The sequence below is a fragment of the Acetobacter sp. JWB genome, from assembly GCF_003323795.1.
Lineage (GTDB): Bacteria > Pseudomonadota > Alphaproteobacteria > Acetobacterales > Acetobacteraceae > Acetobacter > Acetobacter oryzifermentans.
The window spans coordinates 1,943,965-1,959,472 of sequence record NZ_CP030871.1 but is presented as its reverse complement, the minus strand read 5'-3'; the positions used below and the strand labels follow the sequence as shown (position 1 = coordinate 1,959,472).

At 52.7% G+C, this 15,508-nt stretch carries 12 protein-coding genes; 5 read left to right on the top strand and 7 right to left on the bottom strand.

Features of this window, described 5'->3' with window-relative positions:
- Positions 1–75 precede the first annotated feature (75 nt).
- Positions 76–2,670 (top strand): MMPL family transporter, encoded by a 2,595-nt coding sequence (locus DS739_RS09245; RefSeq protein ID WP_006116406.1) that lies wholly within the window; start codon positions 76–78, stop codon positions 2,668–2,670.
- 103 nt (positions 2,671–2,773) lie between these two features.
- On the opposite strand, the gene DS739_RS09240 is transcribed toward DS739_RS09245, so the two are convergent.
- From DS739_RS09240 to DS739_RS09215, 6 genes are all read right to left on the bottom strand, one after another.
- On the bottom strand, positions 2,774–4,033 hold the full coding sequence (locus tag DS739_RS09240) for an FAD/NAD(P)-binding oxidoreductase (RefSeq protein WP_035353629.1): 1,260 nt from the start codon (positions 4,031–4,033) through the stop codon (positions 2,774–2,776).
- A 101-nt stretch (positions 4,034–4,134) separates the two neighbouring features.
- Positions 4,135–4,371 (bottom strand): DUF3297 family protein, encoded by a 237-nt coding sequence (locus DS739_RS09235; RefSeq protein WP_003624557.1) that lies wholly within the window; start codon positions 4,369–4,371, stop codon positions 4,135–4,137.
- Positions 4,372–4,472: 101 nt separating this feature from the next.
- Positions 4,473–5,237 carry a hypothetical protein gene (locus tag DS739_RS09230; RefSeq protein ID WP_035353626.1) on the bottom strand — a complete coding sequence of 255 codons (765 nt, stop codon included), beginning with the start codon at positions 5,235–5,237 and terminating at the stop codon, positions 4,473–4,475.
- A gap of 41 nt (positions 5,238–5,278) precedes the next feature.
- Positions 5,279–6,241 carry an HlyD family secretion protein gene (locus tag DS739_RS09225; RefSeq protein ID WP_006116409.1) on the bottom strand — a complete coding sequence of 321 codons (963 nt, stop codon included), beginning with the start codon at positions 6,239–6,241 and terminating at the stop codon, positions 5,279–5,281.
- Positions 6,242–6,256: 15 nt separating this feature from the next.
- Positions 6,257–6,457, bottom strand: a complete 201-nt coding sequence (locus DS739_RS09220; protein ID WP_003624554.1) for a DUF1656 domain-containing protein — start codon at positions 6,455–6,457, stop codon at positions 6,257–6,259.
- A gap of 1 nt (position 6,458) precedes the next feature.
- On the bottom strand, positions 6,459–8,543 hold the full coding sequence (locus DS739_RS09215) for an FUSC family protein (RefSeq protein WP_006116410.1): 2,085 nt from the start codon (positions 8,541–8,543) through the stop codon (positions 6,459–6,461).
- Between the two features lie 313 nt (positions 8,544–8,856).
- On the opposite strand from DS739_RS09215, the gene DS739_RS09210 reads away from it, so the two are divergent.
- Both DS739_RS09210 and DS739_RS09205 read left to right on the top strand, forming a co-directional pair.
- Entirely contained in the window at positions 8,857–10,005 is a 1,149-nt protein-coding gene (locus DS739_RS09210) for a DNA repair exonuclease (RefSeq protein ID WP_006116411.1), read from the top strand.
- Positions 10,002–12,707, top strand: coding sequence for a hypothetical protein (locus DS739_RS09205; protein ID WP_006116412.1), 2,706 nt, complete (start codon positions 10,002–10,004; stop codon positions 12,705–12,707). Before DS739_RS09210 ends, DS739_RS09205 begins: the two co-directional genes overlap by 4 nt.
- Here the strand turns inward: DS739_RS09205 and DS739_RS09200 are convergent.
- Entirely contained in the window at positions 12,691–14,163 is a 1,473-nt protein-coding gene (locus DS739_RS09200; RefSeq protein ID WP_039891787.1) for a carbohydrate porin, read from the bottom strand. The two genes, DS739_RS09205 and DS739_RS09200, sit on opposite strands and share 17 nt — an antisense overlap.
- A gap of 134 nt (positions 14,164–14,297) precedes the next feature.
- Here DS739_RS09200 and moaB point away from each other — a divergent pair, with 134 nt between their 5' ends.
- Together moaB and DS739_RS09190 are read left to right on the top strand one after the other, a co-directional pair.
- A complete protein-coding gene (gene moaB, locus DS739_RS09195) occupies positions 14,298–14,936 on the top strand; it encodes a molybdenum cofactor biosynthesis protein B (protein ID WP_170315314.1) in 639 nt (212 codons plus the stop codon).
- A complete protein-coding gene (locus DS739_RS09190) occupies positions 14,929–15,507 on the top strand; it encodes a DJ-1/PfpI family protein (RefSeq protein WP_006116415.1) in 579 nt (192 codons plus the stop codon). Before moaB ends, DS739_RS09190 begins: the two co-directional genes overlap by 8 nt.
- Position 15,508 lies beyond the last annotated feature (1 nt).

The following is a 15,508-nucleotide window of genomic DNA, read 5'->3' as shown; positions in this document are numbered from 1 at the left end:
TGGCTGGGGGGTTGGGCAAACCATGACAGCCCCTTCTGCTGGGGCTGTGATTATTTTGGGATCCTGTCGTTCATCATGCTGTTTGCACCCATAGGTCGTTTTATTGCGTTTTGCGCCCGCCATGCCTGGGCTGTTGTGGCGTTGTTTCTCGTGCTTTCGGGGGCAGGCGTTTACGCTGGCATGACCCGTCTGGGAGTAACGACAGATACCAGCAAAATGCTTTCTCCTCGTTTAGAGTGGAAGCAGCGTTCCGATGAAATGGGGCGCTTATTCCCTCAGAAGGAAAACCTTCTGGTAGCTGTCATTCAGGCTAAAATGCCGGAAGAAGGACAGGAAACCGCGCGAGAGCTGGCCGCCAAGATAAGTGCCGATCATAAACACTTTTCCTTTGCGCATAGGCCAGATGCCAACCCGTATCTGCTACGCAACGGCTTGATGTTTCTGGAGCCGCAGCCGCTTTCCCAGGTGCTGAATGATACAATCGCGGCGCAGCCATTTCTGGCGGCGTTATCGCAAGATCCTTCAGCACGAGGGCTGTTTGGCGCTCTTTCCCTTATGGCAGAGGGCGTAAAGCAGGATCAGGCCAATCTGTCTGGCTTTCAGGCGCCTTTGTCCGGTTTTGCCAATACGCTGGAACAAGCCGTGGCAGGGCATGCCGAGGCTATGTCATGGCAGCAGCTTTTGGGCGGCAAACTTTCTGATCTGGCTGGAAATTATCAGTTCGTTATCACCAAACCGATATTGGATTATGGGTCTTTTCAGCCGGGTGGTGCCTCTGCAGATGCCATGCGGCAGGCTATCAGTTCTCTGGAATTTGTTAAAAATGGGCACGCCAAGGTTTATTTAACCGGGCAGGTGCAGCTGGATGATGAAGAGTTTGCAACCGTGGCAGAAGGCATGGTGGCAGGGCTTCTGGGGTCTTTGGCGCTTGTTACCTTGTGGCTTACGCTTGCTGTTAGAACATGGCGCGTGGTGCTGCCTATTGTGGTCACACTTGTGGTGGGCTTGTTGCTTACCACCGGATTTGCCGCTGTAGCTGTTGGTACGCTTAACCTGATTTCCGTGGCATTTGCTATTCTGTTTGTTGGCATTGCGGTGGACTTTGCCATCCAGTTTTCTGTGCGCTTTCGGGCTCAAACACCCACACACACGGGCGAAGAAGGCATGTTTGAAGCGCTGCGCCTTACGGGTGAAGAAACCGGGCATCAGATTCTTGTAGCTGCCTTGGCAACATCCGCAGGGTTTCTGGCCTTTACGCCCACAGCTTTTCTGGGTGTTGCGCAGCTTGGTCTTATTGCTGGTATTGGCATGTTGGTTGCGTTTATCTGCACCACCACGCTTTTGCCTTCACTGCTAAAAATCTGCCATCCGCCGCTCAACTGCCCAAGTATGGGCTATGCGTTCATGAAGCCGGTGGACATTAAAATCCGCCATATGCGCAAGCTGCTTCTGGGCTTTTTTGCACTGGTGGCTTTGGTGGGCTTGGCGCTAGTACCCAGCCTACAGTTTGATGGTGACCCGCTGCATACCAAAAATCCGAACTCGGAAGGGATGCGCGCCCTTAAACTGCTGATCAACAACCCGCAGACATCTCCTTATAGTGCAGAATTGCTGGTGCATTCCCTTGCTGATGCAGAAAAAGAAACAACACGCTTGTCTAATCTGCCAGATGTGAATGATGTGATGTGGCTGGGCTCCTTTGTGCCAACCCAACAGCAGCAGAAACTGGCTCTTATTCAGGATGCGGCTTCTATTCTGTTACCAACGCTTATTGTGCCACAGCCTAAAGCTGCTCCCACAGCGGATGATCTGCGTAAATCAGCACATGATACGTCTGTTGCTTTGGCTGCTGTGCTGGATAAACTGCCTGCTCAAGACCCGCTACGCCGTATTCAGGCTGCTCTGGCCAAGTTGGCAGAAGCTCCAGATGCCACAGTGCAGGCTGCTAACACCGCATTGGTGCGCTTTTTGCCGACAGAGCTGGATCAGTTGCGCACCATGCTTCAGGCAACGCCTGTAAGCATCAAGGATGTGCCTGCTGAAATTGCAGATGATTACTTGCTGCCAGATGGCCGTGCCTTGGTGGAAGTGCATCCTAAGGGAGTGATGTCCAATTCTGGCGCGCTGCGTAAATTTGTGGGTTCTCTCCAGAAAGTAGAGCCACAAATGGCTGGTACAGCGGTTGATATTGTGGAAAGCGCACGTTCTATTGTGAAGGCGTTTGAACAGGCCGCAGGCGCAGCTATTGTTATGATTGCCGTTATTCTGATGCTGGCCCTGCGCCGCGTTAAGGATATGGCGCTGGTGCTGGCACCGTTGTTGCTTTCTGCTTTGATGACAGTTATTTTGATTGTGCTGCTGCCTGAAACCCTAAACTTTGCAAACATTATTGCATTGCCCCTGCTGCTAGGGGTTGGGGTTTCCTTCAATATCTATTTTGTCATGAACTGGCGGGATGGTGTGAAATATCCGCTGGCTTCGCCCACTGCACGTGCCGTGCTGTTTTCTGCCCTGACAACGGGCACAGCCTTTGGTTCTCTGGCGCTTTCCCACCATCCGGGCACAGCAAGTATGGGGCGGTTGCTGTTGCTTTCTTTGGGGTGCACATTGTTGGCAACACTTGTGTTTGTGCCAGCCCTACTACCCAAGCGGCCGATAGATGAGGCCTGATAAAAAGCAGGCATAAGAGTGAGGTAATAAAAAAGCCTCCCGATATTTTCGGGAGGCTTTTTTATGTCTGCTTTCTGAAAGGGGAGATCAGAAAGGCCGGAACTTATTTCTTTACCCATTCCGGATGGTGCGGCATTTCAATATCCCGCCCTTTCAACATCATATCCCAGTAAACACGTGGGAATACGGTTGTCTTAAGGAACCATGCAAAGCGGCTAGGCTTGCGCTGATCGTAAGGGAAGCTGGGGGCGGGTTTGCCGCCATACAGGAATTCCGCCAGAATAATCTTGCCGTAAGCGACGGTTAGCGGGCAGGCACCGTATCCATCGTAGCTGCCTGTTAGCGGTTTGCCATCCAGAGATGCCAGAACGTTTGCTGTTACCACTGGGGTTTGCGCACGCGCAGCAGCCATGGTTTTGGCGTTGGATGTGCCGATAACATCGCCCATACCAAAGATGGAAGGATACTTGGCATGCTGGAGCGTGCTGGGGTCTACATCCAACCAGCCGCCTTCATTCGCCAACGGACTTTTTTTGATGAAGTCTGGAGCGCTCTGTGGTGGGGTGACATGCAGCATGTCAAACTCTTTCACCACATTTGTAACTTTTCCATCTGGCCCGGTAACGGCAAAGGTTGCCTTGTGTTCCGGCCCGTTTACGGCAACCAGTGTATGCTTGTACAGCACGTTAATGCCATAATAATCTACGGCTTCCTGCAAACCGGGGCGATAGTAAGCCACGCCAAACAGCGCATCACCAGTCATGCAGAAATCTACATTGGTGCGGTTAAGCGTGCCTTGCTTGCGCCAGTAATCAGATGCCAGATAGGCAATTTTCTGCGGCGCGCCAGCGCATTTGATAGGCATCGGCGGCTGGGTGAACAGTGCCGTGCCACCGGAAAGGGATTGGATGCATGTCCATGTATATTCCACAGTATCTTTGGAATAGTTACTGCACACGCCATTGCGGCCCAGCGTATCTGTTAGCCCTTCAATCTTATCCCAATCCAACTGGAGGCCGGGGCAAACAATCAGGCGGTTGTAAGCAACGGTGCGGCCATCTTCCAGCGTAAGCATGTTATTATCTGGCTGGAAGGATGCCGCCGCAGCACGCAACCAGGTGCAGCCTTTGGGGATAACGCCACCTTCCTGATCCAGCGTGCTCCGCAGCTTCATGACGCCTGCGCCAACCAGTGTCCAGCCGGGCTGATAGGCGTGGGTGGTTGCGGGGTCTATAATGGCAATATCCAGTGTGGCCCGTTCACGCAGTAGGCGGGCTGCTACGGCAATGCCAGCAGATCCACCACCCACGACAACAACAGTGTAGCGTAGATCTGGTGTTGTGGAGTTTTCTGTTTGAGTCATGGAAGTCTCCCTGAATCTCACGTTGACGTGGGTGTACTATCCCAAACATCTACAATTTAATAAAGTATTTAATTGTATTTGGGATATGTGTGGAGGGCAGGTCAGTCCTTGACCCACACTTCAACCGGGCCGCTTAGCTTCATGGTAAGGGGGTTGCCACGCCGATCTACCGTTTTGCCCACGGCCACACGTACCCAACCTTCGCTGATGCAATATTCTTCAACGTTTGTTTTTTCTACGCCTTTAAAGCGCACGCCAATGCCCCGGGCCAGCAGGTCTTCATTATAAAAAGGGCTTTCCGGGTTTACGGAAAGGCGGTCGGGCAGGGTATCAGACATTTAGAGAGTCCTTGATATATCAGTTAAAAGTGCACCGACGTTTTAAGGGCTTTCATATTGAAAGACCATGCTCGATCCGCATTTACAGCGCAGAATGCGGGCTAGTGGTTGCCTTGGGTTGAGGTTACAACAATTTTCCCTTTGCCATCACGCTCTGTGGCTAAGGTGCCGGTGGCTTTATCCACTAAAATATTGCCTGCATTTTCAACATGCAGGGCCGCCACGGATGTTTCACCGTGAAATACAGCATCTGCCGTGCTGTTAGAGGTGATTTCCAACGCCTCCAGCTTACCTTGTTGGGTTGTAAAGGAGGCAGAGCCGCCAAGATAAATAGCCAGAGCCGGGGCTTGCACCTTTCCGATCATGAACGGGGCAGAAAGTGTGGAACGCAAACGTGCAGAGTCAGCCAATACAGGAATGGTGATAGCGCCAGTGGAATCAGAAGTAACATTCAGTTCCGCAGTGCGCCCTAGTGTTACGGCTCCGCTGCCAGCCTGAAGAAAAACAGGGCCTTTACGGTCATCCACCTGAATGGCTGTTCTGCCTGTGCTGGTAATAACCAACGGCATATTGGGGGGCGTGGTGAGCGTAAGATTGGTATCTGCCTGGCAGTTTTGCCCTGCAAGAGACAGGCTGCCATCAGAGTTGGTGGCAAGCTGTAGGCCTGTTGGCCATTGCCCATTTGCTGGTTCAGGCTGCGTTACGCCTTTTTGGGCGCGGATATGCAGGCTGTTCAGACAGGGCGCTGCAATATTGAGTGCCGGGGTTCTGGTTTTTTCTGCCCCACAGGCAGTAGAGGGCAGAAAAACCGCCAAGCAAAGAGCCATTGCAGCGCAAAGTTCTGAACGAAAAAAAGAATACAGCATGTCTTCTTTTTGCCAGTGCCAGAGGGGTGCGTCTATCTGTTTTAATGGCGCAGCCCACTGCCGCCAGTGCCACCCATTAAGGCATCGTGCATACGATCCAGTGCTTCGGTGAGTGTATCATGCGCGCGTTTGCCTTTGCTGCCCACAACAGTCACCGTGCTGGTCATGCCAGCAGCCAACTGGGTGCCGGGGGGAATACTGTCTATCTGCACACGCACAGGAATACGCTGCGCCAGACGCACCCATGTATAAACCGGATCAACCGATGGCAGGCCCTGCGTTGCTGTGGCTGCGTTGGCGGTTGCAATGCCGCGCGTAAGGCTGACAACATGGCCCCACATAGGCTCCCGATACCCCATCAGATCCAAGCGTACCCGATCCCCAACGTGAATGGAGCGAATTTTTGTTTCCTCAAAATATCCATCCACCCAGTAGGATGAGGCATCAATAACCTCAATATTGGATTTGCCTGCTGTTGCGTAATCACCCACACGCATGATGAGGTTATTGACGTAACCTGTTACCGTGCTGCGCACATACGTACGATCAAGGTTGATTTTGGCTTGGGAAAGATTGGCCAATGCCTGTGCATAAGCAGCTTTGGCAATGTCTGCCGTGGCTTGATAAACCTGCTTTTCTTCGCGGGAGGCCGCAGCATCTGTCAGCCTATCACGCCGAAACTCCTGCGTATCTTTCAGCGCCATATCCGCCTTGCGCTGGTTGACAACAGCCGTTGCTGTGGCCAGCGCTACCTTGAAGTCAAACGGATCAATTTCGTACAGAATATCTCCGGCATGAACGAACTGGTTATCTCTTACGCGCACAGCAATAATCTGGCCTGAAACACGAGGGGCAATATCTGCAACCTGTACACGCACTTGTCCGTTTCGGGTCCAGGGGGCGGCTGTGTAATAATCCCACAGTACAAAGCAAACAACGGCCGCAATGGCAAGAATGGTCACCGTTGTGATAAACTGCAGGACGCGGCGGGCGCGCTCAAACACGGTCGGAAAGCCCTTTCACAACAAAATAGTGTAAAGGCCGATAAGGCATATAAGAATGCCAAATTCAGCCAGAGGCAGGTTCCATACCACGCGGCGGGCACGTACTTTGGATAGAACCGGGTTAAGAGCCAGCAGGGTGGCAATAGCCAATCCGGCATGGACAACAAAGGACGAAACAAGCAGCCCGCCTATATCCAGAACAGGGCGTAATTCCATGTTAGCGGGCCTTCCATTGCTGATCTGGCACAGGAACAAGATCATACAGATGCAAAGCGGAACGGTTGTGTTCCAGCAAATGTATGGCGCCAACCATGGCGGATACGGCAGCAAGGGCCGTAGCCATCTGGCCATGTGGCAGGTTGATGGAGTGATCAAGCAGAACGCGGGCTTTGCGCTTCATGCGGTAAAGTGCTGAATCCACGTTGTAGATAATGGTGGCGCGGTAGGCGGATTCCGCATCCAGCCGAATGGCGGGAATAGTGGCGGCGCGTTGCAAATGGCGGCGTGCGCGGGCCAGTTCCACGTTCAGTTCATCTAAACTGGCAAGACGGGAGAAAACGCGCTGTTTTGCCTTGTTGTTAGGCAGATAGCGGTTCCATTCCAGAATGCGGCAGAGCCGATCATAATGGCGGCTGATAAGGGCGGAACCGGCTTGTTCGCCATGCCCTTCAAACTGAAGCAGCAAATCGTGCCCGATGGTAATGCCAACTCGGAAGCGCCTACCTGTGGCAGAAGGGGGCAACAACAGCACCAGTGAGATAAAGATAATAATGGCTGCAAACAGGTACAACACGTTGCGATCTATAAACGCAGAGGGTTCATAGTTCTGTTGGTTCGCCACTCCCAAAATCACAAAGAAAAAGACACCCGCGTTAAACCCGATAGTGGCTGTTTTGGGGTTCATCAGCAGTAAGCAACCGCCAAAGATAATGGGGAGAATAGCCATTGCCAGAAAAGGCATGTCTGCACCGTGGGGCAGCACTCCAAAGTTCAGCACTGCGGCCACGGCAATAGCCAAAGGCGTACCTATAAGGGCACCCATACCAAAACCGCGTGCATTGTACGTGGTGGCAGCCAAGGTGAGGATAATGGCAACCTGAGACAACGCACTGTAAGTGGCGGGAATATCAGAGATAATGCACAGCCCGGCCGCAACGGAAAATCCAATCAGGGTGCGCAAGCCATTGAGTAGGGCCGCAATAACATCATGATGCTGATCAATCTTGAGTTCTGGCGCCTGTGTGCGAGCACGTTGCCCATGTTGGAGCGCATCTATGCCATCTGCTGCCCAACGCGCATCGGACAGAAGCGCCATGGAACGTTCAATCAGCCACGCTTCATCTAGCGTTGGGCCAAGAGATGCTTCCTCTGCGTGGGCTTCCTTGGCCAGATCTTCCAGATCATGCACAGCTTGAAGGGGAGATTCTACCGGAGTACCGTCTCCAAATGATGTGCGAATATGTTTGAGTATGGGGCCAGAGATGTTGCCCCGGCGCAGCACATTGGCAATGGCACGGCTACAGGTTAGCATTTCCAGCAAGGCCACCATGGCGGAGCGCGCACCTGCAAGGCGCAGCTTGGCATCAGCAAGCTCGGTTTTGGCAAAGGAAACCTGAGATGTCAGGGCAATAATTTCGCCAGCCAGCCCCGCGCATGTCATGTCATCTGGTACGCCGTGGCCTGCTACGGCATCACGCGCAATACGTTGCACCATTTCACCCGTGCGGCGCAGGTTGGCTGCCAGTTTTTCAAACGCGGTGGGAGAGCCAAACACATCGTTAATGGCAGCGGTGGCTGCAATGCCAACGACAATGGCAGACACACGGTTAACGGTAACATCAAAAATAGAAGCCGGGTTATCAATACAGCTAATGCCCACAATGGCTACGGTGTAGCCAGAAAGCATGGCTGCATAGGCACGGAAGTCTCGCTCCAATGTGCCCATAATGGTGCATAACGTTAGCCATAGCGCCACGCCGCCCAGAAAAACCCCACGTTCTTGATTAAAGCAGGCGGTTAAAAACAGAGCGACAAATGCCCCAATAATTGTGCCAGCCAGCCGGTAAAGGGCTTTGGAGAGCACCTGCCCACGTGTGGGCTGCGCCAAGATCATAACAGTAACAGCAGCAGAACCGGGGGAGGAAAGCTGGAGCCAGAAAGCCGTGGCAAGCGCCAGAACAGCAGACAGCCACGTGCGCAGACAAAACAGAAACCAGCCATGTGCGAAGATGCTGCGTGGCAGGGGAAGAAACAGTGTCTTCCAAGATCCCATACGGAATGCTGCCGGTGTTTCTGTTGTCATGTCTGCTCTGTTTTTAACCTCTTTGCTTCATATTAGGGGGCATGCCATTTCCGGCCAGACAAGGCGGGTGAGAGCGAATCTCGCAGTATCAGCATGCTTCTTAAAATAAAATATAATCTTTGGCGTGATGCCATGAGTGATGAGGGGGGTTGCGCTTAACGCGGGTCAGGCCAGATGGCGAGGGTGTGAATTATATCTAACCTAATGATAAGATAAGATGAAGTGAGGTTAAGGGATGGCTGCTCACGATCTGGGTATGTCATGGAAAAGTGAAATTTTTCTGCCAGTTGCGTGATGGAGTGCGCCAGAATTCATGAAATTTATCCACACATCAGATTGGCAGATCGGCAAGACATTTAGTTTTGCAGATGATGATACACTGGGTGCGTTACAGGCCGCGCGTGTAGATGTTGTGCGCACGATTGGCGCTTTGGCGCGGCAGGAAGGGGTGACCTGCGTATTGGTGGCGGGCGATATTTATGAGCACGAAACACCAGAAAGACGCACATTGCATCAACCCATGGAGCGGATGCGGCAGTTTCCCGATGTGCAGTGGCATCTTATTCCCGGCAACCATGATGCGGATACGGCAGAGGGTGTGTGGGCACGTTTAAGGCGTGAAGATGCGGTGCCAGACAATGTGCATCTGCATACATGCCCACAAGCGGTGGAAATAGATAAAACATATAATGCGTGGTTGCTGCCTGCTGTGCTCAAGCGGCGGCATACGCTTTCTGATCTCACCGATTATATGAATAATGCGGCCACCCCGCCAGAAGCCTTGCGCATTGGATTGGCGCATGGATCTGTTGTCGGGTTTAGTAATGGACAGGAAGCCGAGCATAACCCTATTGCGCTGGATCGGGCAAAGCAGGCTGGGCTTGCCTATCTGGGGTTAGGAGATTGGCACGGCTTTTGCCAGATTGATGCGCACACCTGTTATTCTGGCACCCCGGAAACAGACCGTTTTGTAACAGGTGGCGCAGGCGGCGGAGAAACGCTGGTTGTGTCAGTAGATGGTCCATGTGCTCAACCTGTTATTTCTCGGCATCGAACAGGTAAGTATCTCTGGCGCAAACTGGAAGATATTGTGCTGACCAATGGTGAAGATATTGAAGCATTGGAAGCCCGTGTAAGAAGTATAAATCCGGATAATCCTAGTGTTGTTATGGCATGGCTGGAAGTTTCTGGCCTGCTGGGTGTGGATGATTTGCGTAAATACGAGAGTGTTATTCTCTCACGCTTACAAAGTGCGGTGGCGTGTTTACGTATAACCGGCGCTCCCCAACTGGTTGCAGGCGCACAGGATCTGGAGCGGCTTGAAGCCTCAGCAACGGTAAAGGTGGCTGCCCAAGAACTGCTACAAATGGTTGAGCGGGGGGGTGAGGAAGGTGCCGTGGCAAGGGAGGCCCTGCAAAGGCTGTTCCTGTTCTGGCACGAAGTAGAAGGTGCCGCAGCATGATTCTAACAGATATCCAGCTTGAATGTGTGCGTCGGTTTACATCACCAGTGCGTCTGGAAGGGTTGGGCGATGGGCTGAATGTGCTGGCCGCCCCGAATGAGGCCGGTAAATCCACATTGTTGATGGCTCTACGGGCAGCACTAACCTTACGTCATGGTTCCAAAGCCCAATCTGTAAAAGACATGCAGCCCTATGGCGGCGGTGCGCCCCATATTGGTGTCGGGTTTGAATGGAGTGGTCAGTCCTGCTGGTTGGAAAAACGCTTCATGAAGGGCGCGTTTGCGCGTCTTGATCTGGGGCAGGAGCGTTTTGATGGGGATACAGCAGAAGAACGCCTGAATGCTCTGCTGGAGTTGGAGAAGAACGGCAAAAGCGAAGCAACAGGTTTGTGGAATGCTCTTTTAGTACGCCAAGGGGAAAGTTTTGCTGCACCCGTTCTGAACAATGCAGGCCGCTCCAGTATTCAGAACTGTTTGGAACAAGGTATTCAGGAAGTTACCGGTATTGCTACAGCGGGGGCTATGCTGGAGCGTGTAAAGGCCCGGTTGGGGCAGTTACAGACCGCTACTACAGGCAAACCCACAGGGCGTTATAAGCAGCTTCTGGAAGATCAGGCCAAAGCAGCAGAAACATTGAAAAGCCTGCATGCCAAGCGTGCTGCGCTGGAAGAAGATCTGGTTTTACTAGAACAAACACGCCGTATGTTGCGTGAGCAGGAAAACCCAGAACGGCAAAAACAGGAAGAACAAGAACTACATAAACTGCGGGCCGTACGAGACCGCCTGCGAAACTTGGATGCAGAGGAAAAAGCCGCGCAGGCCAGAAAAGCCGCAGCAGTGCAGCAGTTGCAGAATATTCGAGATGAAGAGGAACGGCGGCAAGAGCACCGAGCCGAATGCGCGCGGTTAGAGCAACTCATTTCGGATAGTAAACAAGATCTTGCAGAACTGGCAGAACACGAAAAAGTTGCCAATTTGCGGTATCAGGCTGCTCAGGCTGAATGCCTTAAGGCAGTACAGCGCCATCAGGTGCGGCGTGCTGTTTTGCATCATGGCATGCAGCAGCGCGAAGTGCAGCACATGGAAGCAGCACTTTTGCGCCAGCGTGAAAACCTAAAGCATGTGCAGGAAACCTTTGCCCAAATAGAACAGGCGCAGGCCGTTTTTGATGCGTTACCTATGGACGAAGCTAAAATCCAGCGCGTGCGTAAAGCAGCCCAGAAAGTGGCAACGCTGGAACAACAGTTGCAAGCGCAAGCCACTGTGCTGGAAATGGATTTGCTGCCGCAAGCTTCGCAACATGTTCTATTAAATGGTCAAGTCTGTGCAGCTGGTAAAAGCCTGCTGCATGCTCCTGCTGAACTTCAGATTGAAGGTATTGGCCGGTTTGTTATTACCCCTTCGGTTGGGGGAAATACGGTTGAATTGCAGAAGGCTCTTCAAACAGCCCAAGCAGCATTAGCAGATATTTTGCAACAGGCTGGCTGCCAAAATGCAGAAGAAGCCGAGCAACATTACGAAAAGCGCTGCTTGGCGGAACGTCAGCTTAAGGAAGCTAAGGCCGTTTTTGCTGCTACAGTGCCCAATAAAAAGAGCGCACCCCCTGATCAGGTTCTGTTGGAATTGCGGCAGGTTCTGGCCAGAGAAGAAGCAGCATGCACACAGAAAAAACAGGCCTTGGCGCAAAATCTGGCCAGCCAGATCGGAAGCGCTGAGGAATGTGATCTTAATTGCCAGCCAGATGAAGCCGTACAGCAGGAGCAGGATGCAGCCGTAGCGGTAGATCAAGCGCGAGAAAAAGAGCGTGATGCGCAACAGGTGTTGATAACAGCCAAAACGGCGTTGGATAAAGCCAGTGCTGCGCAACAGCAGCAGGTATCCGGGCTAGCCCGTGTGCAGCGCGAACTGGCGCTCTGGCAGGAGCGTGAGCCCGATGCAGCATTAGTCCAACGCAAGCAGGCCTGCCAGCAGGAGCACGAAGCAGCACAAGCCGCCTTGGAGCATTGTGAGCAGGCACGCCAGAAAGAACAGCCTCTTAGCCTAGTGGAAAGTGGTATTCAACGGCGTGAACAGGCCCAGAAAACGGATGGCGAAACCATAGCCCGGCTGCGTGAAGATATACGTGAACGCGAAACCCGTGTGCGTGGAGCAGAAGGTGAAGGGCTGGATGAGCGCATAGCAGAGGCAGACCGGCACCAGCAGCGCTTGAATATGGAAGAGGCCGCCTGCACGCGAGATAGGTCTGCCCTTGTTTTGCTGGATCAGGTTTTAAGCAAGGCGGAGCAGGAGCAAACAGCACGCTATATGGGGCCGCTGGTGAAAACCATGCAGCCTGCATTTTCAGCTCTGTTTCCTGGCGCTGCACTGGAAATGAATGCAGATTTTGGAGTAGCTGCCCTTTCGCGCACTCAGCGGGAAGATGTGGCAGACCTTTCTGATGGCACGCGCGAGCAGATAGCTGTTCTGGTGCGTTTGGGGTTTGCTGAAATGCTGCATGCACGCGGTGTTCCAGCTATTTTGGTGCTGGATGATGCGCTGAGTTTTGCAGATTCAATGCGGCTGGAACGTTTGTTTGATGTGCTGGCAGAAGCCGCAAAGCGCTTTCAGATCCTTATTCTCACATGCCATGCGGAACTGTTCGCGCCATTGCGGGGCAGGATGTTAAGCCTGCGCCCGCAAGAAAGTTTTACATCACCACGTTGAACTGAAGGGCCATAACGGCAGCATCATGGAACACGGTGGAACCACCGGGGCGGTTGATATACTGGAAGTCCGGCTGCAAAGACATGCCATTGGCAACGTGTGCGTTATAAAACACTTCGTAGATGTTTTCGTGGGTTTGAATACCCCACACCTTGCCCCACTGGTTATCGGGGAAGGGCACGCCAGCAGCTAATGCAGCTTCCTGTTGCAGAACAGAGGCGCGGCTCATGGTCATCCACTGGAACATGGCGCCAACGCTATCATTGGGGCGGCCCCATGCTGCGCCAGTTTCTGTCATACCGGCCCATACGTGGTGAGACATGGCAGTGGTTTTACCATCAGACCACATCCAACCGGCCAGTGCGATCAGGCCATTGGTTGGGCCATCACCATTCCGCATCAGCATCTGGTCAGCCATAAACCATGCACTTGCGCGGCCTGCCTCGTATTGCGGTTGTGCGCCGGTTTGCACCCATGCATTGCCGTTTACGTCATTCAGCAGATTTTTGTATTTGGAGTTATCGTAGCCAAACCCAGCCTTATAGTGGCCCACCAGATGGTTGCGCCCGAAAGAAGGCAGCCAGCCAATTTCAACTGGGGAGGAAAACTTGCCCAAGCCATCCTGCGCCCAAGCCCAGCCAGAAATGCCGCCGTTATAAGCATGGGGGGAAACAGCAAACAGGCCCGCCATAATATAGGTTTGTTTTGTGGGCATAACGCGCGCAACAAAGCCGAGGTTACCAGATGGCCAGTCTCGCGCGCCTTCTGTGTATTTGGTGGGGGCTGGGTTCCCGCACATGGCAACGTTCATGTACATACAAAACAGCGGGGAGGCGGCAAAAAAGCTGCCAACCGGAATCCAACCAGCGCTGATATCGATATGGTTGTGCAGAAAAGCATGTTCACCATACAGGTAAACAAGATGGGCCACCACGTTACCACGTGCACCATAAATCTGCTGCACGCCGCCGAGTGAATCCCCAATGTAATCTGTGCTCAGGTTACGGCCATGCCCGTTTACCACCATCATGTGGGTCCAGAACCCTTTCATGATGTCGGCATTGGTAAGTTTGCCCCAGTCTACATCAAGCTCCACACCCACCTGTCCGGCATTATCCACACCTTTCCTGCGGCCGCCCCTAAAGTTGCCTGCAAGTTCTTCATGCACATCTGCCAGAATATGAATGCCGTGGTTGAGCAGCCAAGGCTGCGCGCCCCACCAGTTTCCAAAAAAATGATCCTTGCCATAAGGTGCAGAAAAAAGCGGGCCGGGATCTTCTACCTGATCGGCTTCGTTATCTATTAGCTCCTGCAAGCTGGGCCAAAGGCCCACGGCGCTGTTTCCACCTGTCAGCAACTGTGCATGCGCAGGTAAAACAACAAAAAAAGACAGAATAAGCAGGCAGGTCAGCCATAAAGCGCGAAAAGGAAAATGGAGGTGAAGGCGTTTAATCATGTTCCCTTGATTTTTATTTCTTTCGGCCACCTCATATTTCAGCAGAAAAAAGTGTGGCCTTGGGTTTCGGGATACTGCGGTTCCCGTTTTCTAAAGCAATTTTTATGCGATTGTAGACGCTGTTGTGCAGTTTAATGGATTTTTTATATAAAAATAGGCCATTATTACGGCCATATGGTGCAGTTCTGCATCAGAATTATGGAGATAAGATTCTCTCAATGTCTAAAATCGATACCAACCTGCCGTTTCTTCCTGTTCGTATTGCAGTGCTTACCGTTTCGGATTCGCGCACGCTAGAAACAGATACCTCTGGGGCAGCGCTTGTTGCGCGGCTTGAAGGTGCGGGCCATGTGCTGGCTGATCGGGCCATTATCTCGGACGATGCAGACAAGATAGCCACACAACTGCGCAAGTGGATTGCTGATCCGCAGGTGGATGTTGTTATTACAAACGGCGGCACAGGCGTAACTGGCCGTGATGTGACACCAGAGGCTTTTGAAAGCGTGTTGGAAAAACGCATTGAAGGCTTTGGCGAGCTGTTCCGTATGCTGTCTTATAGCAAGATCGGTACATCCACCATTCAGTCTCGTGCGTTGGCTGGTGTGGCTGGTGGCACGTATCTGTTTGCGCTGCCAGGTTCTACGGGGGCTGTGAAGGATGGTTGGGATGACATTCTGGTTTTCCAGCTTGATAGCCGCCACCGCCCTTGTAACTTTGTGGAGTTGATGCCGCGTTTGCGCGAAGGGTTGAAAGGGAACGGTCATCATGACTGATGATGTCAAACTGCTGATGCTGGCAGGTGATTACGTAGAAGACTATGAAATTATGGTGCCTTATCAGGCCCTGCTGATGGTGGGGTATAAGGTGGACGTGGTCTGCCCCGGCAAAAAAGCGGGCGATAAGGTGCTGACGGCCATTCATGATTTTGAAGGTGCGCAGACATATAGCGAAAAGCCCGGCCATGCTTTTGTGCTCAATGCAGACTTTGATGCCATTGATACGGATGAATATCTGGGGCTGATTATTCCTGGTGGGCGTGCGCCTGAATATCTGCGTCTGAATGCGCGGGTATTGGAAATTGTAAAAGCGTTTTCCGATAGGCCTATTGCCGCAATTTGCCATGGGGCACAGCTTTTAGCCGCTGCGGGTATTATCAAGGGGCGTGAAGTTTCAGCTTACCCAGCCTGCCGCCCAGATGTGGAACTGGCTGGCGGCACTTACGCTGATATTCCGGTAACGGAAGCCGTAACGGATGGGGAGCTTGTAACAGCGCCCGCATGGCCCGCGCACCCAGCGTGGCTGGCTCAGTTTCTTAAGGTGCTGGGTGCAAACGTAAGTATTTAAG